The 20,077-nt window shown below is 70.2% G+C and carries 21 protein-coding genes; 14 read left to right on the top strand and 7 right to left on the bottom strand.

Annotation, left to right across the window (positions count from 1 at the left end):
* Positions 1-90: 90 nt before the first annotated feature.
* From ACFXJ8_RS33705 to ACFXJ8_RS33690, 4 genes are all read right to left on the bottom strand, one after another.
* Positions 91-1,092: a TerC/Alx family metal homeostasis membrane protein gene (locus ACFXJ8_RS33705; protein ID WP_379648039.1), complete on the bottom strand. Its 1,002-nt coding sequence runs from the start codon at positions 1,090-1,092 to the stop codon at positions 91-93.
* 358 nt (positions 1,093-1,450) lie between these two features.
* The gene (glyA, locus tag ACFXJ8_RS33700) at positions 1,451-2,704 is read right to left on the bottom strand and encodes a serine hydroxymethyltransferase (RefSeq protein WP_379648038.1); all 1,254 of its coding nucleotides are present in this window, start codon (positions 2,702-2,704) and stop codon (positions 1,451-1,453) included.
* A gap of 116 nt (positions 2,705-2,820) precedes the next feature.
* Positions 2,821-3,777, bottom strand: coding sequence for a YihY/virulence factor BrkB family protein (locus tag ACFXJ8_RS33695; protein WP_379648037.1), 957 nt, complete (start codon positions 3,775-3,777; stop codon positions 2,821-2,823).
* 66 nt (positions 3,778-3,843) lie between these two features.
* Positions 3,844-4,215, bottom strand: coding sequence for a YccF domain-containing protein (locus tag ACFXJ8_RS33690; RefSeq protein ID WP_379648036.1), 372 nt, complete (start codon positions 4,213-4,215; stop codon positions 3,844-3,846).
* 229 nt (positions 4,216-4,444) lie between these two features.
* On the opposite strand from ACFXJ8_RS33690, the gene ACFXJ8_RS33685 reads away from it, so the two are divergent.
* From ACFXJ8_RS33685 to ACFXJ8_RS33665, 5 genes are all read left to right on the top strand, one after another.
* Positions 4,445-4,660 (top strand): putative leader peptide, encoded by a 216-nt coding sequence (locus tag ACFXJ8_RS33685; protein ID WP_379648035.1) that lies wholly within the window; start codon positions 4,445-4,447, stop codon positions 4,658-4,660.
* A 112-nt stretch (positions 4,661-4,772) separates the two neighbouring features.
* Positions 4,773-6,446, top strand: coding sequence for a nitrite/sulfite reductase (locus ACFXJ8_RS33680; RefSeq protein WP_379648034.1), 1,674 nt, complete (start codon positions 4,773-4,775; stop codon positions 6,444-6,446).
* A complete protein-coding gene (locus ACFXJ8_RS33675; RefSeq protein WP_185077756.1) occupies positions 6,443-6,586 on the top strand; it encodes an Insertion element protein in 144 nt (47 codons plus the stop codon). The genes ACFXJ8_RS33680 and ACFXJ8_RS33675 overlap by 4 nt, the downstream gene beginning before the upstream one ends.
* A gap of 64 nt (positions 6,587-6,650) precedes the next feature.
* Complete coding sequence (locus ACFXJ8_RS33670; RefSeq protein ID WP_379648033.1) at positions 6,651-7,379, top strand: phosphoadenylyl-sulfate reductase; 729 nt, start codon at positions 6,651-6,653, stop codon at positions 7,377-7,379.
* On the top strand, positions 7,361-8,137 hold the full coding sequence (locus ACFXJ8_RS33665; protein ID WP_379648032.1) for a sirohydrochlorin chelatase: 777 nt from the start codon (positions 7,361-7,363) through the stop codon (positions 8,135-8,137). Before ACFXJ8_RS33670 ends, ACFXJ8_RS33665 begins: the two co-directional genes overlap by 19 nt.
* A 134-nt stretch (positions 8,138-8,271) precedes the next feature.
* On the opposite strand, the gene ACFXJ8_RS33660 is transcribed toward ACFXJ8_RS33665, so the two are convergent.
* Positions 8,272-9,003 carry a DUF1707 domain-containing protein gene (locus ACFXJ8_RS33660; RefSeq protein ID WP_379648031.1) on the bottom strand — a complete coding sequence of 244 codons (732 nt, stop codon included), beginning with the start codon at positions 9,001-9,003 and terminating at the stop codon, positions 8,272-8,274.
* Positions 9,004-9,094: 91 nt separating this feature from the next.
* Here ACFXJ8_RS33660 and ACFXJ8_RS33655 point away from each other — a divergent pair, with 91 nt between their 5' ends.
* From ACFXJ8_RS33655 to glgX, 4 genes are all read left to right on the top strand, one after another.
* Positions 9,095-10,489 (top strand): ankyrin repeat domain-containing protein, encoded by a 1,395-nt coding sequence (locus tag ACFXJ8_RS33655; RefSeq protein ID WP_379648030.1) that lies wholly within the window; start codon positions 9,095-9,097, stop codon positions 10,487-10,489.
* A gap of 298 nt (positions 10,490-10,787) precedes the next feature.
* On the top strand, positions 10,788-11,354 hold the full coding sequence (locus tag ACFXJ8_RS33650; RefSeq protein WP_379648029.1) for a peptidase inhibitor family I36 protein: 567 nt from the start codon (positions 10,788-10,790) through the stop codon (positions 11,352-11,354).
* 284 nt (positions 11,355-11,638) lie between these two features.
* Positions 11,639-12,067: an OsmC family protein gene (locus ACFXJ8_RS33645; RefSeq protein ID WP_379648028.1), complete on the top strand. Its 429-nt coding sequence runs from the start codon at positions 11,639-11,641 to the stop codon at positions 12,065-12,067.
* 135 nt (positions 12,068-12,202) lie between these two features.
* Entirely contained in the window at positions 12,203-14,335 is a 2,133-nt protein-coding gene (glgX, locus tag ACFXJ8_RS33640) for a glycogen debranching protein GlgX (RefSeq protein ID WP_379648027.1), read from the top strand.
* A 4-nt stretch (positions 14,336-14,339) separates the two neighbouring features.
* On the opposite strand, the gene ACFXJ8_RS33635 is transcribed toward glgX, so the two are convergent.
* Entirely contained in the window at positions 14,340-14,729 is a 390-nt protein-coding gene (locus ACFXJ8_RS33635; RefSeq protein ID WP_379648026.1) for a RidA family protein, read from the bottom strand.
* A gap of 73 nt (positions 14,730-14,802) precedes the next feature.
* Between ACFXJ8_RS33635 and ACFXJ8_RS33630 the strand changes: the two genes are divergently transcribed.
* Positions 14,803-15,696 (top strand): LysR family transcriptional regulator, encoded by an 894-nt coding sequence (locus ACFXJ8_RS33630; RefSeq protein WP_379648025.1) that lies wholly within the window; start codon positions 14,803-14,805, stop codon positions 15,694-15,696.
* Between the two features lie 10 nt (positions 15,697-15,706).
* On the opposite strand, the gene ACFXJ8_RS33625 is transcribed toward ACFXJ8_RS33630, so the two are convergent.
* Positions 15,707-16,105: a hypothetical protein gene (locus ACFXJ8_RS33625; protein WP_379648024.1), complete on the bottom strand. Its 399-nt coding sequence runs from the start codon at positions 16,103-16,105 to the stop codon at positions 15,707-15,709.
* Positions 16,106-16,326: 221 nt separating this feature from the next.
* Here ACFXJ8_RS33625 and ACFXJ8_RS33620 point away from each other — a divergent pair, with 221 nt between their 5' ends.
* From ACFXJ8_RS33620 to ACFXJ8_RS33605, 4 genes are read left to right on the top strand one after another with little or no spacing between them, the layout of a single operon-like run.
* The gene (locus tag ACFXJ8_RS33620; RefSeq protein WP_379648023.1) at positions 16,327-17,046 is read left to right on the top strand and encodes a pyrimidine reductase family protein; all 720 of its coding nucleotides are present in this window, start codon (positions 16,327-16,329) and stop codon (positions 17,044-17,046) included.
* Positions 17,047-17,048: 2 nt separating this feature from the next.
* A complete protein-coding gene (locus ACFXJ8_RS33615) occupies positions 17,049-18,173 on the top strand; it encodes an ATP-dependent DNA ligase (RefSeq protein ID WP_379648022.1) in 1,125 nt (374 codons plus the stop codon).
* Between the two features lie 26 nt (positions 18,174-18,199).
* Positions 18,200-18,553, top strand: coding sequence for a hypothetical protein (locus ACFXJ8_RS33610; protein WP_379648021.1), 354 nt, complete (start codon positions 18,200-18,202; stop codon positions 18,551-18,553).
* 37 nt (positions 18,554-18,590) lie between these two features.
* Positions 18,591-20,021, top strand: coding sequence for an aldehyde dehydrogenase family protein (locus ACFXJ8_RS33605; RefSeq protein WP_379648055.1), 1,431 nt, complete (start codon positions 18,591-18,593; stop codon positions 20,019-20,021).
* The last annotated feature ends 56 nt before the right edge of the window (positions 20,022-20,077 follow it).

Raw genomic sequence — 20,077 nt, 5'->3', positions numbered from 1 at the left:
GTGTGAGGGGCCGTGGTGACGGTCGGGGTGTCGGACGGCGGGTACTCCCCTCCGTGCTGTGTCCACTATCCGTCCAGCCCGTCGTGGGGGTCAACGGCGATCCTGCACAGACAGCGAGCGGCGGTTGGCGAACACGCTCGTGGCCGTGACGGTGAGCAGGACCGCGACGATCACCGCCAGCGAAAGCGTGGTGGGGATCTCCGGTACCCAGGTCCAGATGCCGTGCGCCCAGTGCAGGACGAGTTTGACGCCGATGAACGCCAGGATGATGCCGAGGCCGTGATTGAGATGGCGCAGCTTGGCCAGAACACCCTGCAGCACGAAGTAGAGCGCGCGCAGGCCCAGCAGCGCGAAGGCGTTGGTGGCGAAGACGAGGAACGGGTCTTCGGTCACGCCGTAGACAGCAGGCACCGAGTCGACGGCGAAGACGATGTCGGTGGCGAAGACCGCCACGATGGCCAGCGCCAGCGGAGTCAGAGCGCGGCGGCCACCTTCACGGACGATCACCTGGGAGCCGCGGTAGTCATCGGTCACCGGCATGAAGCGCCGCAGCAGCCGGATGGTGCGCATGGAAGCGATGTCGACTTCCTGCTCCTTCCCGCTCAGCGCCTCCTTGAGGATCTTTCCGGCGGTGACGATCAGGATGCCGCCGAACAGGAGGAAGGCCCAGGTGCCGCTCTGCAGGACGGCCGCCCCGAGCGCGATGAAGATCGCGCGCAGCACCAGCGCGCCGATGATGCCGTACAGCAGGACGCGCTGGGCCAGCTCGGCCGGGACCGCGAAGGCGGTCAGCAGCAGCATGAACACGAACAGGTTGTCCACCGACAGCGACTTCTCCACCACGTACCCGGTGAAGAACTCCATCGCCACCCCGGACCCGAACGCCTGCCACACGAACACGCCGAAGACCAGCGGCAGCGCCAGATAGAAGATCGACCAGCCCAGCGCCTCCCCCATCCGCACCTCGTGCGGTCGCCGCGTCAGCGTGAAGTCCAGTCCCAGGAGCAACGCAAGTCCGGCCAGGGTGACCGCCCACAGCAGCGGTGATCCGATCGTTTCGAGTTCGGTCAGGAGAGTGGTTCCGGCGGACATGAAGCCTCCTCGAACGCGCTTGGCCGTTCGAGGTCTCCTTCGCCCGCATCAGGCGGGCGGCCGTCCCGGGGACGCTGTCTTAGGTCCGTATTGACCGGGCCGGCGCTTGGGAAGTACTCCCCTCGCGTTTCAGAGTAGGCCAACGGTCGCCATCGCTCCAGGTTCGGATCGAATGCGGTCTCAGAGATGCCGCCAACGAGCGCCCCTCCACCGGGCCGGCCGGCCGCCGACGAGCGCCGCCCCCGCGTTTCCAGGCGTCGCACCCCGGTCGGCGTACCGAGGCGTGTGGTCAACGGGGGCGGGAGCCCACGGGGAAGGCCGGCCCCGAGCCGTCAGGCAAGGGACCGGCCTTGCCGTACTAGGCCAGACCGGGCGCCGGGAACTGGGCGGTGAGCTCGGAGACCTCGTGGTGCACGCGGGTGATCACGTCGTCGGCGTCGCCCTTGGCCAGCGCGGTGACCACCTCGTCCATCCACGCGCCGATCTGCCGCATCTCGGCCTCCTTCATGCCACGCGAGGTGACCGAGGGCGTGCCGATGCGGATGCCGGACGGGTCGAACGGCTTGCGGGTGTCGAACGGCACCGTGTTGTAGTTGGTCTCCAGGCCCGCCCTGTCGAGGGCCTGGGCGGCGGGCTTGCCGCCGATGCCCTTGGGCGTCAGGTCGAGCAGGATCAGGTGGTTGTCCGTGCCGCCGGAGACCAGGTCGAACCCGCGGCTGGACAGCTCCTCGGCCAGCGCCTTGGCGTTGGCGACGACCTGCGCGGCGTACTCGCGGAAGGACGGCTGGGCCGCCTCGTGCAGGGCGACGGCGATCGCGGCGGTGGTGTGGTTGTGCGGGCCGCCCTGCAGACCGGGGAAGACGGCCTTGTTCAGCGCGGTGGCGTGCTCGTCGGCTGAGGCCATCAGCATCGCGCCGCGCGGGCCGCGCAGCGTCTTGTGCGTGGTCGTGGAGATCACGTCGGCGTGGCCGACGGGCGACGGGTGGGCGCCGCCCGCCACGAGGCCCGCGATGTGGGCGATGTCGGCGGCCAGGACGGCGCCGACCTCCTTGGCGATCGAGGCGAAGCCTTCGAAGTCGATCGTGCGCGGGATCGCGGTGCCGCCGCAGAAGATCAGCTTGGGCCGGTGCTCCAGGGCCAGCGCGCGGACCTCGTCGAGGTCGATGCGGCCGGTGTCCTGGCGGACGCCGTAGCGGACCGGGTTGAACCACTTGCCGGTGGCGCTGACCGACCAGCCGTGGGTCAGGTGGCCGCCGAACGGCAGGCCCATGCCCAGGACGGTGTCGCCGGGGTTGAGGAAGGCCATGTAGATGGCGAGGTTGGCGGGCGAGCCCGAGTAGGGCTGGACGTTGGCGTGCTGGACGCCGAACAGCGACTTGGCCCGGTCGATGGCCAGGGTCTCGATCTGGTCGATGACCTGCTGGCCTTCGTAGTAGCGCTTGCCCGCGTAGCCCTCGGAGTACTTGTTGGTGAGAACGGTGCCGGTGGCCTCGAGGACCGCCTTTGACACGTAGTTCTCGGACGCGATGAGCTTGACGGTGTCGGCCTGGCGGCGTTCCTCGGCCTTGATGAGCTCGGCGAGCTGCGGGTCGACGTTGGCGAGAGAACTCATGACTCCCCTGTCATTGACGATGTGCGAAGACCCAGGCGCTCGGCCTTCGCCCCTTCCGCTCCCCGGTGGTCAACCACCTAATGCGCCAGTCGCGACGCCCTAGACGATATCGGATGTCAGGGGGCCCCACGGCTGGCCCTGGTCGCCCCCTCTCCCGGCCACAGCCGGTCGACCTCGGCGTTCAGGATGGCGCCGATGAGCACGGCGAGCGCGGTGATGTACAGCCACAGCAGGACGGCGATCGGCGCGGCGAGCGAGCCGTACACCGAGACGGGTGTGAACCACGAGGCGAAGACCGCCCGCAGCACCATGGCGCACACCAGCCACAGGAACAGGGCGAGCACCGCGCCCGGCAGTTCCCTGTACCACTTGGTCCGCACGGGGACGCTGACGTGGTAGAGCATGGTCAGGAACAGCACCGAGCCGATGATGACGACGGGCCAGTACAGCGCGTCGACCAGCACCGCGTAGTCCTTGATCGCCACCCGGAGCAGGTCGGGGCCGATCAGCATGACCGGCATGACGACCACGCCGATGAGCAGGGCGACGAGGTAGAGGCCGAAGGACATCAGCCTGGTGCGGATGATGCCGCGCTCCTCGCCGAGGCCGTAGGCCACCGAGATGAGGTCCACGTAGACGTACAGCGCCCGCGACCCCGACCACAGGGCGAGCAGGAAACCGAGCGAGATCAGCGGCACCTTGTTGCCACTTTGGAGCACGTCGTCGAGGAGCGGTTTGATGACCTGGTCGATGGCGTTGTTGGTGAAGACGAAGTGCGCCTGCTTCTCCACCTCGGCGCGCACGGTCTCGATCGTGGCGGGGCCGAGCACCGAGCTGAGCTGGGCCAATACGGCGATGAGCCCGAGCACGAACGGCGGCAGCGACAGCAGCGCGAAGAACGCCGCCTCGCCCGCGAGGCCGGTGACCCGGTAGTTCACGCCGGCGTCGACGGACGCGCGAACGATGGCCCACGACCGGGTGTCCAGCACCCAGTTGAGCCGTTCCCTCGCGCGGCTCATGCTGAGCCGCGGCCCGCGCCGTTTGGCGCCGGGCGGTGCGTCGGTGGACGTCATGGCAACCAAAGGTATTCGCTGTCACAGGTCACTTCCCGGCGTGACCTGTGGCAATCCGATCTCGTGTCAGGATTCGACGATACGCGCGCCGAGCGGCAGCAGCGAGACGGGAATCAACTTGATGTTGGCCACGCCGAGCGGAATTCCGATGATCGACACGAACAGCGGAATGGCGGTGATCACATGCCCGAGCGCGAGCCACCAGCCGGCGAAGACGATCCAGATGACGTTGCCGATGGTCGACATGGCTCCGGCGTCGGGATCGCGCTCGATGGTCCTGCCGAACGGCCACAGCGCGTAGGCGGCGATCCTGAACGAGGCGATGCCGAAGGGGATCGTGATGATCAGGATGCAGCAGATGATTCCGGCGATCACATAGCCGATCGCCAGCCACAATCCCGCGAATACCAGCCAGATGACGTTCAGAATGGTGCGCATAGCTCAAAGCATCTCAGTGCGTATCCCAAAAGATCATCCGGAATTGCCCTGAATCCTCCCTGAGGGGCCCGGCCCTTGCCCCTGACCGCGAACCTGTATGGCATGGCGCGCACGCCGAGCGTGAGGTGTCCTGACGACGCCGAGCCCAGGGCCGGTCCGCGGTGAATAATCAAGACGTGATTTGCGAGAAGTGCAAGGACAAACTCCACGAGGAGTGCCCTGGCGGATCATGGTGCGACTGCCAGCACCAGAGCGAGGAGACCCCCAAGGAGTCCCCGCTGGACTGGCCCAGGCAGGGGTAGATCGTCCAGACTCTGGACCGGTCTTGGACACATCAGGTCGGCAAGGTATCGTTCGACGTATGCCAGCGGACCCGATGCTCGTCGTGCGACGTCACGTCGACCTTCAGCGTGTCCGTAGTGCCATCTGTAGCGACGCCCGCTAATCCGTTCCCGTTTTCCCGCTGAAGCGGTGCGCGCGTCGCACATCCCGGTCCCCTGCACTCGACGATGAGGCAGGAGGAGACCGGCGCGCGCCCATGACTCAAAGGACGCGCTATGACCACCCCTGCCAGCCGGCATCACAAGCGCCCGCGCGGCGAAGGTCAGTGGGCTCTCGGATACCGCGAGCCGCTGAACAAGAACGAGGAGAACAAGAAGAACGATGACGGGCTGAACGTTCGCCAGCGCATCATCGACGTCTACTCCAAGCGCGGCTTCGACTCCATCGACCCGGCCGACCTGCGTGGGCGCATGCGCTGGTACGGCCTGTACACCCAGCGCAAGCCCGGCATCGACGGCGGCAAGACCGCCATCCTCGAGCCGGAGGAGCTGGACGACCGCTACTTCATGCTGCGCGTCCGCATCGACGGCGGCCAGCTCAGCCTGGAGCAGCTGCGGGTGCTGGCCGACATCTCCACCCTGTACGGCAGGGGCACCGCCGACCTCACCGACCGGCAGAACATCCAGTACCACTGGATCGAGATCGAGGCGGTGCCCGACATCTGGGAGCGCCTGGAGGCGGTCGGCCTGTCGACGACCGAGGCGTGTGGCGACACTCCGCGCGTGATCCTGGGCTGCCCGCTGGCCGGCATCGACACCGAGGAGGTGCTCGACGCCACCGAGCAGATCCGCGAGGTGCACGAGCGCTTCATCGGCGACCCGGCCTACTCCAACCTGCCGCGCAAGTTCAAGACGGCGATCTCCGGCTGCCCCGCGCACTGCACGGTGCACGAGATCAACGACGTGGCCTTCGTCGGCGTCGTCAACGAGCACGGCGAGAAGGGCTACGACCTGTGGGTGGGCGGCGGCCTGTCCACCAACCCGATGTTCGGCAAGCGGCTCGGCGTGTTCGTCCGCCCCGACCAGGTCGGCGACGTCTACGGCGGCGTGATCGGCATCTTCCGCGACTACGGCTACCGCAGGCTGCGGCACCGGGCCAGGATCAAGTTCCTGGTCAACGACTGGGGCGCGGAGAAGTTCCGCGACGTGCTCCAGACGGAGTACCTCAAGGAGGACCTGCCCGACGGCCCCGCGCCGCAGCAGCCGCGCGACAGCCGCCGCGACCACGTGGGCGTCCACCGGCAGAGCGACGGCAACTTCTACGTCGGCTTCGCGCCCAGGGTCGGCCGTCTCGACGGCGACACCCTGCACGCGATCGCCGATCTGGCCGAGCGGCACGGCTCCACGCGGGTGCGTACGACCGTCGAGCAGAAGATGGTCATCCTCGACGTGGCGCCCGACCAGGTCGACTCGCTCGTGGCCGCGCTGGAGGCGCGCGACCTGCAGGTCAACCCCTCCACCTTCCGCCGCCAGACGATGGCCTGCACCGGCATCGAGTACTGCAAGCTGGCCATCGTCGAGACCAAGGCCACCGCCTCCCACCTGATCGACGAGCTGGAGAAGCGGCTGCCGACCTTCGCCGAGCCGCTGACCATCAACGTCAACGGCTGCCCCAACTCCTGCGCCCGGATCCAGGTCGCCGACATCGGCCTGAAGGGCCAGCTGGTGGTCAACGACAAGGGCGAGCAGGTCGAGGGCTTCCAGATCCACCTGGGTGGTTCGCTCGGCGTCAACCCCGGCTTCGGCCGCAAGGTCCGTGGCCTGAAGACCACGGCGGAGGAGCTGCCCGACTACGTCGAGCGGGTCGTGACCAACTTCGAGGATCAGAAGAAGGAAGGCGAGTCGTTCTCCGACTGGGTCCAGCGAGCCGACGAGGCGGATCTGACATGAGCGAGCGCGCTGTTCCCTTCCACTGCCCCTACTGCGGTGACGAGGACCTGGAGCCGTACGAGGGCGACGGCGGCTGGTACTGCAGGGCGTGCGCCCGCGCCTTCAAGCTGAAGTTTCTTGGGATCGGAGTGAAGATATGACCGAACGCAGTGAGGGCATCAGTAGACACAGCACGCTCGTCATGGGGCCGACGAAGGAGGCCTCATGACGCTCGTGGACATCGAGGTGACGCTTCGAGAACAGCGCGGCACGCTCGACCTGCAGTCCATTGTCGAGTCCTCGGCGGTGTTCCTGGAGGACGCGCCCGCGCGGGAAATCATCCGCTGGGCGGCCGCGACGTTCGGCGACCGGTTGTGCCTGACCTCCTCCATGAGCGACGCCCTGCTGATCGACCTGGTGAGCAGGGTGAAGGCGGGCGTTGACGTCCTGTTCATCGACACGGGTTACCACTTCGCCGAGACGATCGGCACCCGTGACGCGGTCCAGCAGGTCTATGACGTCAATGTGATCAATGTGCAGCCGTCGCGGACGGTCGAGGAGCAGGAGCGCGACCTCGGCCCCCGCCTGTTCGGCCGCAATCCTGACCTGTGCTGCTACCTGCGCAAGGTGGAGCCGCTGAACCGGGCGCTGGAGCCGTACCTGGCCTGGATCTCCGGCATCCGCCGCGACGAGTCGCCCACGCGCGTGGGCACGAAGGTCGTGGAGTGGGACGCCAAGCGCCAGATGGTCAAGGTCAACCCGATCGCCAGGTGGACGCAGGACGACGTCGACAACTACATGGCCGACAACGGCGTGCTGATCAACCCGCTGCACTACGACAACTACCCGTCGATCGGCTGCGCTCCCTGCACCCGCCAGGTCGCCGAGGGCGAGGACCCGCGCAGCGGCCGCTGGGCGGGCATGGGGAAGACCGAATGCGGCATTCACCTCTGATCCCGGCAGCTGTGGGGGCGCGCCCTGGCAGGGGCGCGATCCCGTTGGTCGCGGTGGCGCACGGGTCGCGTGACCCGCGCGCCGCCGCGACCGTGGAGGCGCTGCTCGACCGGGTCAGGCAGGCGCGGCCCGAGCTGCCCGTCCGCTCGGCCTATCTCGACCACGGCCCGCCCACGCTCGCCCAGGCGCTGCACGGCCTGCGTGAGGCGGTCGTGCTGCCGCTGCTGCTGACCGAGGCCTACCACAGCAGGGTCGACCTGCCCGCCGCGCTCGCCGAGGCGCGCGCCCGCGACCCGCGTCTTTCGGTGCGGTACGGCACGACGCTCGGGCCGCACCCGCTGCTGCTCGACGCGCTCGAACGCCGCATGGCGCAAGCGGGGGTCGTGACCGGCGATCCCGGCACGGCGGTCGTGCTCGTGTCCGCGGGCTCGAGCGACGCCCGCGCCAACGCCGTCGTCGCCGACCTGGCCCGCGAGTGGGGCGAGCGGGCGGGCTGGTGGGCCGTGACGCCCGCCTACGCCTCCGCCGCGGGTCCCACTCCCGCCGAGGCGGTCGCGGCGCTGCGGGCGGCGGGAGCGCCGCGGGTGGCGGTCGCGCCGTACCTGCTGGCTCCGGGGTTCTTCGCCGACAAGGTACGGCGGAGCGCGGGCGCCGACGTGGTGTCGGACGTGCTCGGCCCCGCGCCCGAGCTGGTCGAGGTGTTGCTGGAACGCTACGAGCTCGCGCTGGCGGCCGAGACCGTCATGGCCTCAGCCTGAATCCACGCAGCCTGATCCGCACAGCCTGATCGTGCTGGCCTGATCGTGGTCGGGCTGATCGTGCTCGGGCTGATCCCGCGGGGCCTGGTCGTGCGGGGCTTGGTCGTGCGGGGTGGGCGCGTCTGGGTCGGGCGTCAGTCGTGGCCCAGTCGGCGCTGCTCGCCCCGTGTCTGCTCGCTCCGTGTCTGCTCGCCCCACGGCTGCTCGCCCCATGCGTGGCCGCCCCGGGGCAGCTCGTCCCTGGGCTCGTGGGTGAGGCCGAGGTGCTCGCGCCACGCCGACCAGCCGCGCTTGATCGGCTTGGCCCGCGAGTCGCCGACGACCTTCACATCGCCCATCACGGCGTAGGCGTGCACCCTCACCACGGGGACGTTCATGCCGGGCGCGGCCTCCAGCACGTCGACCTTCTTGTCGCCCATGATGGCCATGCCGTCGAGGTCCACGTCCACGCCGTCGGGAACGATGATCTTCACGTCGCCCATGACGGACACCGCCGTGACATCGATGGCGTTGGTGCGCACCTCGGCCTCGCGCAGGTCGAGCACCACGTCGCCCATGACGGCCACCGCGCCGAGTTCCTGGTCGACCCGCCACTTGCCGCGGCGCTTGGTGTCCCCCATGATCGCCACGTACCAGCGCCGCCTGCGCGTGGGCGCGGCGTAGGGCGCGGGCGCGGCGGTGCCTTCGGCGGGCAGGTCCTGGGTGATCAGTGCCAGTTCGGCGTGCGTGGTCGCCTTGTAGGCGGCCTCCGTCCTGTCGGTCAGCTCGACCAGCGTCAGCCGGCCCTCGACCGAGGCCACTCGCAGCCGCTCGACGACGGCCTCTCGTTCGACGTCTGAGGCGCGCAGTCCCCCCGGTTCACTCATAGTCGCAACATATCGCGTTTTGCCGGTCTTGCGGAGAACCAACATCCTGCCGCTGGAGCCGCCCCCTGACCGGAGACGCTAGGGTCCTGTCATGCATGAGGAACAGCTCTTCCGGGCGGCGTTGGACGGCGACCTGGAGACCGTGGACGAACTGCTGGCCGCGGGAGCCGACCCCAACGTGGTCAGCCAGGGCGAGGAGGAGGGGCTCCCGCTGTGCGCGGCGGCCGCCCGGGACCGCGTGGCCGTGGCCAAGGCGCTGCTGGCGGGCGGCGCCGACGTCAACGGCAGGGAGAGCGGCGGCTGGCAGGCGCTGGCATGGGCGGCGGCCAACGGTCACGCCGAGACCGCCCAGGTGCTCATCGAGGCGGGCGCGGAGGTCGACGCGGCCAACGACGGCGGCGACACGCCGCTGACGCTGGCGGCGCGGCGCGGCGCGCTCGGCGTGGTGCGGGTGCTGCTGGAGGCCGGCGCCGACGTCGAGAAGGCCGACGGCGACGACGACACCCCGCTCGACATCGCGGTCGACTGGGTGGGCGTCCACCTGGAGAGCGCGCTGCTCGACCAGATCGGGCAGGAGGGCTGGGAGTACGTCGTGGCCCGGCAGTACGCCAAGGACGGCACCGAGCTGGTCACGGTGGCCGGGCAGTCGCCCGATGGACAGCAGCGCGAGCAGATCCAGGCCCAGCGCGGCCACGCGGCGGTCGCCACGCTGCTGGAGGAGGCAGACGGCATCTACACCCCCGTCGACCAACTGGTCGCCAGGGCGCTGTCGCACCGCGACACCGACGAGGACGCCGAGACGTGGTGGGTCGTCGCCGACACCCTCGGCAAGCGTGCCGACGACGAGACCTACGAGGCACTGTCCAGACTGTGCGTCAGCGAGGACGCCCGCGAGCGCGAGTTCGGCGTCGACGCCATCGCGCAGTACGGCGTCACCGAGGACGGCGACAAGCCGTACCGGGAGCGGACGCTGCCGCTGCTGCGCAAGATGGCCACGACCGAGGGCAACCCGCAGGTGCTGCGGTCGGTGCTGGCGGCGCTCGGCCACCAGGGCGACCCCAGGGCGCTGCCCCAGGTGCTCGACATCATCGGCCGCCCCGGGCACACGCGGACGATGACGGACGCGATCGCGCTGGCCGACGTGCTGCCGGGCGACCCGGCGGCGCTGCACGGCGAGCAGGAGCGCGACCTGTGGGGCGAGGGGCTCGCGCTGCTGGTCGAGATGTCGCGGGACGACGAGGACGAAGTGCGCGACTGGGCCACCACGGGCATCGCCAACCTCGACGCCGACACTCCCGAGATCCGCGACGCGCTCGCGGCCCGGCTGGACGACAGCGACCTGCGCACCGTGGCGGAGGCGGCCAGGGGGCTCGCCCTGCGCAAGGACGGCAGGGCCACGGCGGGAATCCAGCGGGTGCTGGCCGGCAGCGAGGACGACTACGCCCGCGAGGTCGCCGAGGAGGCGCGCGGGACGCTCGAGGGCTGAGCGTCGCGGGCACGCGGCTCCCGCATGATCCCACGGGCACGCGGCTCCCGCGTCATCCGAGGGGCACGCGGCTCCCGCGTGATCGCACGGGCACGCGTCACCGGTACGCCCGTGGTCGCGCGGGCCAGCGACGCGGGCCCGGCGGCTCGCCATGCCCCTGCAACCCTCCGCCCGTCGATCCACTGCGGCTCGGCGGGCGGGAGGGTCGCAGGGGCGAGTTTCGGCGACGAGATGTCACGCAGAGCGATCGCGCGCTAACGTTCCGGTGGCCACCCGTCACCTGACGTTAGGAGCTTGCGTGCGAATCGGACTCGTCGCAGCGACCGCGCTGCTCGCCACCTGCCTGCCGGTTCCCGCGGGCCACGCCTCCCTGTCCCCCGGCTTCGTGTCCCCCGCACACGCGGCGGCGCGGCCCGACCGGTGCGCGGCCGACAGCGACAGGCAGATCGCGGCGCAACTGGCCCGCCATCCTGGCGGCACCAGAGTCGACTCCAACACCGTCTCCTACGACGGCGGCGCGTTGAGCGTCAACGTGTTCCCCTCGACGTGCGCGAGCTTCGACGGCATGGGCGACTGCGACTCGGGCGTGGCCTGCTTCTGGCAGCGCTCTCGCTACCGGGGCACCCAGTGGGTGCTCAGCGGCAAGGACAGGTGGGTCGGCCTGCGCGCCGGCCGGTTCGGCTCGGCGCACAACAACGACCACGGCGGTGATCTGCTGCTGCGCGGCGCCCGTGACGGCGCGACCGTGAAGGTGTTCGGACCCGACACCGGCAGCCCCGACACGCTGCCCTCGGGCGCGCGCAGCCCGGTCGGCGAGCTCGGCTGGGCCTGTCTCAGCACGCGAGGCTCAGGCGGCTGCACCTGATCCGCACCTGATCCGCCCCGCCCGGGACCTCGGCATCCGCCCCACCCGGGGACCGCCCGGGACCCGGCATCCGCCCCACCCGGGGACCGCTTGGGGCCTCGGCGTCCGCTCCACCCGGGGCCCGTCCGGGACCCCGGCATCCACCCCGGTCCGGAGCTCGCCCGGGACGTCGGCATCCGTCGTCCCGGTGCCTCGGCGGCGCGTCCCGCGGCGACTCGCCGGGTGCGGACGATCATCGGGCACCTGCGGGATATGTTGGGGTTTTCCAGCGAAAGGACATCGCCATGGCGACCACTCGTACCGCCACCACGCAGTGGAAGGGCGCTCTGCTCGACGGCTCGGGCCAGGTTTCGCTCGACACCTCGGGCGTCGGCACCTTCGACGTCTCCTGGCCTTCGCGGGCCGAGGCGGCCAACGGCAAGACCTCCCCGGAGGAGCTCATCGCCGCGGCGCACTCCTCGTGCTTCTCCATGGCCCTGTCCCATGGCCTGGCCCAGGCGGGCACCCCGCCGCAGACGGTGGAGACCAAGGCCGACGTGACGTTCCAGCCCGGCGAGGGCATCACCGGCATCGTGCTCACGGTGCGGGCGCAGGTGCCCGGCCTGACCGCCGAGCAGTTCCAGGAGGCGGCCGAGACGGCGAAGGCCAACTGCCCGGTGAGCAAGGCGCTGACGGGCGCCCCCATCTCGCTCAACGCCGAGCTGATCGGCTGACGTTCGACGTCGACCCCGCGCCCCCGCTCGGGCGCGGGGCCGGAACACCGGATCCCGCTCCTCCGGGCGGGAACCGCGACGGCACCACCGGCGCCATAGCGACGGAAAGGCGGACACGTGCGACAATTGGGCCACATGCGAGAGGTCTGGCCGGGCGAGCCCTATCCACTCGGCGGCACCTGGGATGGCGTTGGCACCAGTTTCGCGGTGTTCTCCGAGGTCGCCGAGCGGGTCGAGCTGTGCCTGTTCGACGACGACGGCTCCGAGGAACGCCTCGACCTGCCCGAGGTCGACGGCTTCGTCTGGCACGGCTACCTGCCCGGCATCGTGCCGGGCCAGCGGTACGGCTACCGCGTGCACGGCCCCTACGACCCGTCCAACGGCTACCGCTGCAACCCCGCCAAGCTGCTGCTCGACCCCTACGCCAAGGCGATCGAGGGCGAGCTGCGCTGGAACGAGGCGGTCTTCCCCTACCATTTCACCGACCCCTCCAAGATCAACACCGTCGACAGCGCCCCCTACATGCCGAAGAACGTGGTCATCAACCCGTTCTTCGAGTGGGGCAACGACCGGCCGCCGCGCACGCCGTACCACCAGACGGTCATCTACGAGGCGCACGTGCGCGGGCTCACCATGCGGCATCCGGCCGTACCCGAGGAGCAGCGCGGCACCTACGCGGGCATCGGCCACCCGGCGGTCATCGACCACCTGCTGTCGCTCGGGGTCACCGCGGTCGAGCTGATGCCGGTGCACCACTTCGTGCCCGAGCACTTCCTCGTCGCGCGCGGGCTGACCAACTACTGGGGCTACAACACGATGGCCTACCTGGCCCCGCACGCCGCCTACTCCAGCGCGGGCCAGCGCGGCGAGCAGGTGCTCGAATTCAAGGCGATGGTGCGGGCGCTGCACGAGGCGGGTATCGAGGTGATCCTCGACGTGGTCTACAACCACACCGCCGAGGGCGACCACATGGGGCCGACCCTCGGATTCCGGGGCATCGACAACGCCGCCTACTACCGCCTGCATGACGGCGACCGGCGCTACTACCTCGACTACACCGGCTGCGGCAACAGCCTCAACGTGCGCTCGCCGCACGCGCTGCAGCTCATCATGGACTCCCTGCGCTACTGGGTGCTCGACATGCACGTCGACGGCTTCCGCTTCGACCTGGCCTCCGCGCTGGCCCGCGAGCTGCACGACGTCGACCGGCTGAGCGCCTTCTTCGACCTCATCCAGCAGGACCCGGTGATCTCGCAGGTCAAGCTGATCGCCGAGCCGTGGGACGTCGGCCCCGGCGGCTACCAGGTCGGCAACTTCCCGCCGCTGTGGACGGAGTGGAACGGCAAGTATCGCGACTCGGTGCGCGATTTCTGGCGGGGCACCGGCTCGGCGCTGCCCGAGTTCGCCTCCCGCCTGGCCGGTTCGGCCGACCTGTACGCCTCCTCCGGCCGCCGCCCGGTCGCCTCCATCAACTTCGTCACCTGCCACGACGGCTTCACCCTCAACGACCTCGTCTCCTACAGCCGCAAGCACAACGAGGAGAACGGCGAGGACAACCGTGACGGCACCGACGACAACCGCTCGTGGAACTGCGGGGTCGAGGGGCCCGTCGAGGACCCCGAGATCGTACGGCTGCGCCACCGCCAGCGCCGTAACTTCCTGACCACGCTGTTCCTGTCGCAGGGCGTGCCCATGCTCTCCCACGGCGACGAGCTGGGCCGCACGCAGCGCGGCAACAACAACGCCTACTGCCAGGACAACGAGATCGCCTGGGTCGACTGGTCGATGGCCCGCGCCGAGAACGGCCTGCTCGACTTCGTGCGCGCGCTGTCCAGGCTGCGCCGCGAGCACCCGGTCTTCCAGCGCCGCCGCTTCTTCCGCGGCCGCACGCCCGGCGACGGCAAGCGCGACCTGGTCTGGCTGACTCCCGCGGGCGCGGAGATGACGGCCGGCGACTGGCACACCGGCTACGCCAAGTCGATGGGCGTCTACCTCAACGGCGAGGCCATCACCGAGCCGGGGCCGCGCGGCGAGCGCATCGTGGACGACTCCTTCCTGCTGCTGATCAACGCCCACCACGAGGACATGACGTTCACGCTGCCGGGCGAGGAGTTCGCCGACTCGTGGATCGCCGTGCTCGACACCAACGACGAGGGTCCCGCCGAGGAGCCGTTCCCCGAGGACCAGTGGGCGCCGGGCGCGCTGGTGGCGGTCACGGCACGCAGCATCCAGGTGCTGCGCCACCCGATGCGGGCAGCCCAGCCCTAGCAGCTCAGTCCTGGCGAAGGCGGGCGGTGACCTCGATCTCGATGCGCATGCGCGGGTCGGCGAGGCGGCAGCCGATCATCGTGGCGGCCGGCCGTACCTCGGCGAAGGCCTGGCGGAGCACCGGCCAGCAGGGCTCGAAGTCGGCGGGTTCGGGCAGCATGTAGGTGACCCTGACGACGTCGGACAGTGACGCGCCCGCCTTGCCGAGGGCCTCGCCGATGTTGCGCAGGCACTGGGCGGCCTGCTCGGTCACGTCGTCGGAGATGGCCATCGTCCGGTAGTCGAAGCCGGTGGTGCCCGAGACGAAGACCCAGCCATCCTCGACGACCGCGCGGGAGTAGCCGATGGCGTGCTCGAACGGCGAATCGCTGGAGATGAGCGTGCGTGCTGTCATGGCGTGCATCCTCACAGGCGGCTGAGCGATATGTCCAAGACGTCGGATGAGAGCGTCTGATATCTCTGGAGATATGGAGCGCCCCGACCTGGACCTCAGGCAGCTGCACGCGTTCGTGGTGCTGGCCGAGGAGCTGCACTTCGGCAGGGCCGCCGAGCGCCTCGGCGTCGCGCAGCCGCCCTTCAGCCAGCAGATCAGGCGGCTGGAGGAGCGGGTGGGCCATCCGCTGTTCGACCGGACCGCCCGCGAGCTGACGGCCGTGGGCGCGGCACTGCTGCCTTCGGCCAGGCGCGCGATCGATGAGGTGGCGGGCGGGCTGGAGGCGGCCAGGCGGGTGGGACGCGGCGAGGCGGGGCGGCTGCGCGTCGGGTTCGCCGCCTCGCTCGCGTTGACCGTCGTGCCCGGCGTGATCGCCGCGTTCGGGCGGGCGCGGCCGGGCGTGCTGGTCGAGATGCGGGAGATGACCACCAGCGGGCAACTGTCCGCGCTGCGCGGCGAGGAGATCGACGTCGGGCTGGTGCGCGAGGTGGACGAGGCCGAAGGGCTGCAGGTGCTGCCGCTGCTGACCGAGGAGGTGGTGGCCGTGCTGCCGCAGGGTCACCGCCTGGCCTCGCGGCGGCGGGTCGAGGTGGCCGACCTGGCTGCCGAGCCGTTCGTGTTCTTCCCGCGCGAGCACGGGCCCTGCTTCCACGACCGGCTGCTCGGGCCGGCCAGGGCGGCGGGCTTCGAGCCGAGGGTGACGCAGCGGGCGGTGGAGTGGCAGACGGTGGCGGGCCTGGTCGCGGCCGGTCTCGGGGTGAGCCTCGCCCCCGCGGGCGTGAGCGCGGTACGGCCCGCGGGCGTCGTCTACCGGCGTCTGGTGGGCGCGCCGACGACGACGGTGGCGCTGGCCTGGCGGTACGGCACGCGGGACCCGCTGGTGAGCGCCTTCGTCCAGGTGGCCGCGGCGTCCGCGGCGGCCATCTGAAGGAAGGCGTTCAGTTGATCGACGAGGCCGCCAGCAGCACCAGGACGAATGTGGTCACGCCCACCACGCCGTGCGCGAGCACGGCCAGCAGCGGGAAGCGCTGCTCGGCTCCCCTCGCGTGGCGTCCCCTGCCGAGCCACCTGGTGAACATCGTGAAGCCCAGCAGCGCCGCGGCCGACAGCACGGCGAAGGCCAGCCACGCCAGCATCCGCTGCCCGGTCAGCAGGTACCCCACCCAGCAGGCCAGCGCCGAGACGGCCAGCGCGGGATGGGAGAAGATCAACGCCGTGGGGAACCTGGTGACCTTCGTCGCCTGTTGCCGCAGGCCGCCGCCCGACAGCCACAGGTACAGCAGGTAGAAGCCGATCAGAGCGTTGAGCACCCACGCCGCGAGCGTGACGAGATCCACCCGGCCTCCCCGAATCCCCATCTCTGCCGCCACGTTATGCACAAAAGACCACGTACGTCTTCTGATACACCAAACTGCGAATATCAATAGGAAAGCTGTTAAGCGGACTGCCACTACGACCCCGACCAGGCACGACAGTGGAGTGGCAGTCTGGCGAGCAGGTTTCCTATTAGTAACGCCCCTCAGCCCGGTCTGTCGGTGCCGTGTGCCAAGGTAGACGTGTGCGTCGCATCCATCCCGACACCGCAGACGATCCCGACATCCCCCAGGCCTACGCCTACCCCGGGCGGCAGCCGTGGCTGCGCGTCAACATGGTCGCCAGCGCCGACGGCGGCACCTGGGTCAAGGGGTTGTCGGGCGGCCTGTCCAGCAAGGGCGACCGGCGGATCTTCGGCGTCCTGCGCGGTCTGTCCGACGTCGTCATGGCGGGCGCCGCCACCGTCAGGACCGAGGGGTACGGTCCGGCCAAACCCAGGCAGTCGTGGCAGGCGCTGCGCGAGGGCCGCCCGGCCGCGCCGCCCATCGCCGTGGTGACCCGACGCCTCGACCTCGACCTGGGCAGCGCGCTGTTCACCGACGCCGAGCCGTACGCGCGGACGATCGTGATCACCTGTGCGGCGGCGCCGCACGACCGCCGCGCCGAGGCGGCCGAGCTGGCCGACGTGATCGTGGCGGGTGACGACAGGGTCGACCTCAGGCTGGCGGTCGAGGCGCTGCGCGAGCGGGGCCTCGACCACATCCTGTGCGAGGGCGGGCCGCGGCTCAACGGCCAGCTGGCCGCCGCCGGGCTGATCGACGAGCTGTGCCTGTCGGTGAGCCCGATGCTGATCGGCGGCGGCGCGGCGCGCGTCCTGAACGGCGAGCCGGTTCAGCTCGGCCTGAGCCTGGCGCAGGTGCTGGAGGAGGAGGGTTTCCTCTTCTGCCGATACATCAGGGAGTAGCCATGGATGACGAGCTCGACCTCCGGCTTGACCTCCCGGTGCTGCCGCCGGTGGCGCCGATGCTGGCCAAGGCGGTCAAGGGCATGCCCAAGCAGGACGGCAAGATGTTCTACGAGCCGAAGTGGGACGGCTTTCGCTGCATCATCTTCCGCGACGGCGACGAGGTGTTCCTCGGCAGCCGCAACGAGCGGCCGTTCACGCGCTACTTCCCCGAGCTGGTCGAGGCGGTCAAGGCCGAGCTGCCCGACAAGTGCGTGGTCGACGGCGAGATCGTGCTGCGCAGGGGGCAGGAGCTCGACTTCGAGGCGTTGCAGCAGCGCATCCACCCTGCCGCCTCCAGGGTGAAGATGCTCTCGGAGCAGACGCCCGCCTCGTTCGTGGCCTTCGACCTGCTGGCGCTGGGGTCGGATGCGCTGATGGAGGCGCCGTTCGCCGAGCGGCGGGCCAGGCTCGAAGGGCTCTTCCCTCAGGCGGGCGGCTCGATCAGGCTCACCCCGGTGACCGACAGCGACGAGCGGGCGGCCGAGTGGTTCGAGATGTTCGAGGGGGCGGGGCTCGACGGCATCATCGTCAAGCCGGGCGACCAGCCGTACGTGCCGGACAAGCGGACGATGTTCAAGGTCAAGCACGAGCGCACCGCCGACGTGGTGATCGCGGGCTACCGCGAGCACAAGACGGGGCCGATCGTCGGCTCGCTGCTGCTCGGCCTCTACGGCGACGACGGCAGGCTCCACCACGTCGGGGTGGCCGCCTCCTTCCCGATGGCGCGCAGGGCCGAGCTGGTGGAGGAGCTCAAGCCGTACCTCGCCCAGTTGGGCGAGCATCCGTGGGGCGAGTGGGCCGACCAGGCGCTGCTGCGGGCCGGGCTGCCGGCGGCGACCCCGTCGGGCGGCGGCCAGCGGATGCCGGGAGCGGTCTCAAGATGGAACGCCAAGAAGGACCTGTCGTTCATCCCGCTCAGGCCCGAGCTGGTGATCGAGGTGGCCTACGACAGCATGGAGGGCGACAGGTTCCGGCACACCGCGCAGTTCCGGCGGTGGCGGCCGGACCGGACGCCCGAATCCTGCACCTATGAGCAGCTCGAAAAGCCGATTTCGTACAACCTTGATGACATTCTTGCCCGCTGACCGGGCAATGCGTTATATCTCGATCTATGACGTCATCTCACGGCGATGAGCTGCGCGCCGCCGTCGCGGCGCGCCGCGACCTCGGCCCCGACTTCGAGGACTCCATCATCGAGTCCTTCCTCGACAAGATGGGCAAGGAGGTCGACCGGCGGGTCGATGAGCGCATGGTCGCCGACGCGGGCGTGGCCAGGCGCGAGTTGAAGCAGCAGCAGAGCACCACCGGCATGCGGCTGGCGCTGGCGATCGTCTCGATCGTGATGGGCACGATCGCGACGGTCGCGCTCACCGTGGGCGACGCCGGCCTGCTGACCTACCTGGTCGTGTGGGGCGGCGTCGTCCTGGTCAACCTGGCCTTCTCGGTGGGGTCGTCGCGCCGCTAGCCGTCCCGCATCAAGCAAGCATATGCTTGGTCGCGTGATGGAGTATCGCAACCTCATCGGTGGCAGGCTCGTCCCGGCGGCCGACGGCCGTACCCTCGACTCGGTCAACCCCGCCACCGGCGAGGTCTGGGCGCGGATCCCGGCCAGCGGGAAGGCCGACGCCGAGGCGGCCGTCGCCGCCGCCCGCGCGGCGCTGCCCTCGTGGTCGGCGCTGCCCGCCCTCGGCAGGGCCCACTTCCTGCGCAAGGTCGCGGCCGTCTTCGCCGACCACGCCGAGGAGCTGGCCAGGATCGAAACCCGCGACAACGGCCGCATCCTTCGCGACACCCTCCACCGGGACCTGCCCGGCATGCGGTTCCTCTGGGAGCTGGCCGCGGGGCAGGTGCTCGACGCGGTCAGGGGCGACACCGTCATCCTCGGGCCCGACAGCCTGGGGCTGACCAGGCGGGAGCCGTACGGCGTGGCGCTGGCGATCATCCCGTGGAACTCCCCCGTCTCGACGTTCTCCGCCAAGGCCGCCTTCGCGCTGGCCGCGGGCAACACCGTGATCGTCAAACCGGCCGAGCAGGCCGCCGCCTCGGTGCTGCGCCTGGGCGAGCTGCTGGCCGAGGTGCTGCCGCCCGGCGTGCTGAACCTCGTCTCCGGCATGGGCGAGGACGTCGGCGAGGCCCTCGTACGGCACCGCGGCGTCAACAAGATCAGCCTGACCGGCTCCACGCAGACCGGCGTCGCGATCACCCAGGCGGCCGGGATCAAGCCGCTCACCTTCGAGCTGGGCGGCAAGTCGCCCAACATCGTCTTCCCCGACGCCGACCTCGACGCCGCCACCGAGGGCGTCACCGTCAACTCCGTCTTCACCGGCAACGCCGGGCAGGTCTGCGTCGCCGGGTCGCGCATCCTCATCCACCGCGACATCTGGGACGAGATGCTCGGCCGCATCTCCTCGGCCGCCTCCGGCATCGTCCTCGGCGACCCGCTCGACCTGGGCACCACCATGGGCCCGATCGTGTCGGCGGGGCAGTACGAACGGGTCTCCTCCTACCTGCAGATCGCCGAGAAGGAGGGGGCCGAGCTGATCTTCGGCGGGACGACCGGCGCCGAGGTGGTGCCCGCCATGCCGGGCGGCTACTGGGTGGCGCCGACCCTCTACACCGCCACCGACAACGCGCTGCGCGTCTGCCAGGAGGAGATCTTCGGGCCGGTGGCGGTGGCCATGCCGTTCGGGAGCGACGAGGAGGCGCTGGCCATCGCCAACGACTCCGCCTACGGGCTGGCCGCCGGGGTGTGGACGCGCGACCTGGGCCGCGCCCACCGGTTCGTGCGCGACCTCGACTGCGGCACGGTGTGGGTCAACACCTTCCGGCAGATGCCGCCCGGCCTGCCGTTCGGCGGAGTGAAGGACAGCGGCTACGGTCACGACGCGGTGCTGGAGTACACCAGGGAGAAGGCCGCGATCATCAACCTGTGACGGGCGCCGGCCGTGACCCTGACCACGGTCCCTGGCCGTGGACCCTGGCCGTGGAC

The organism is Nonomuraea sp. NPDC059194 (assembly GCF_042754765.1).
Taxonomy (GTDB): domain Bacteria; phylum Actinomycetota; class Actinomycetes; order Streptosporangiales; family Streptosporangiaceae; genus Nonomuraea.
The sequence above is the reverse complement of the archived record's forward strand: the minus strand, read 5'-3'. Positions and strand labels throughout refer to the sequence as shown.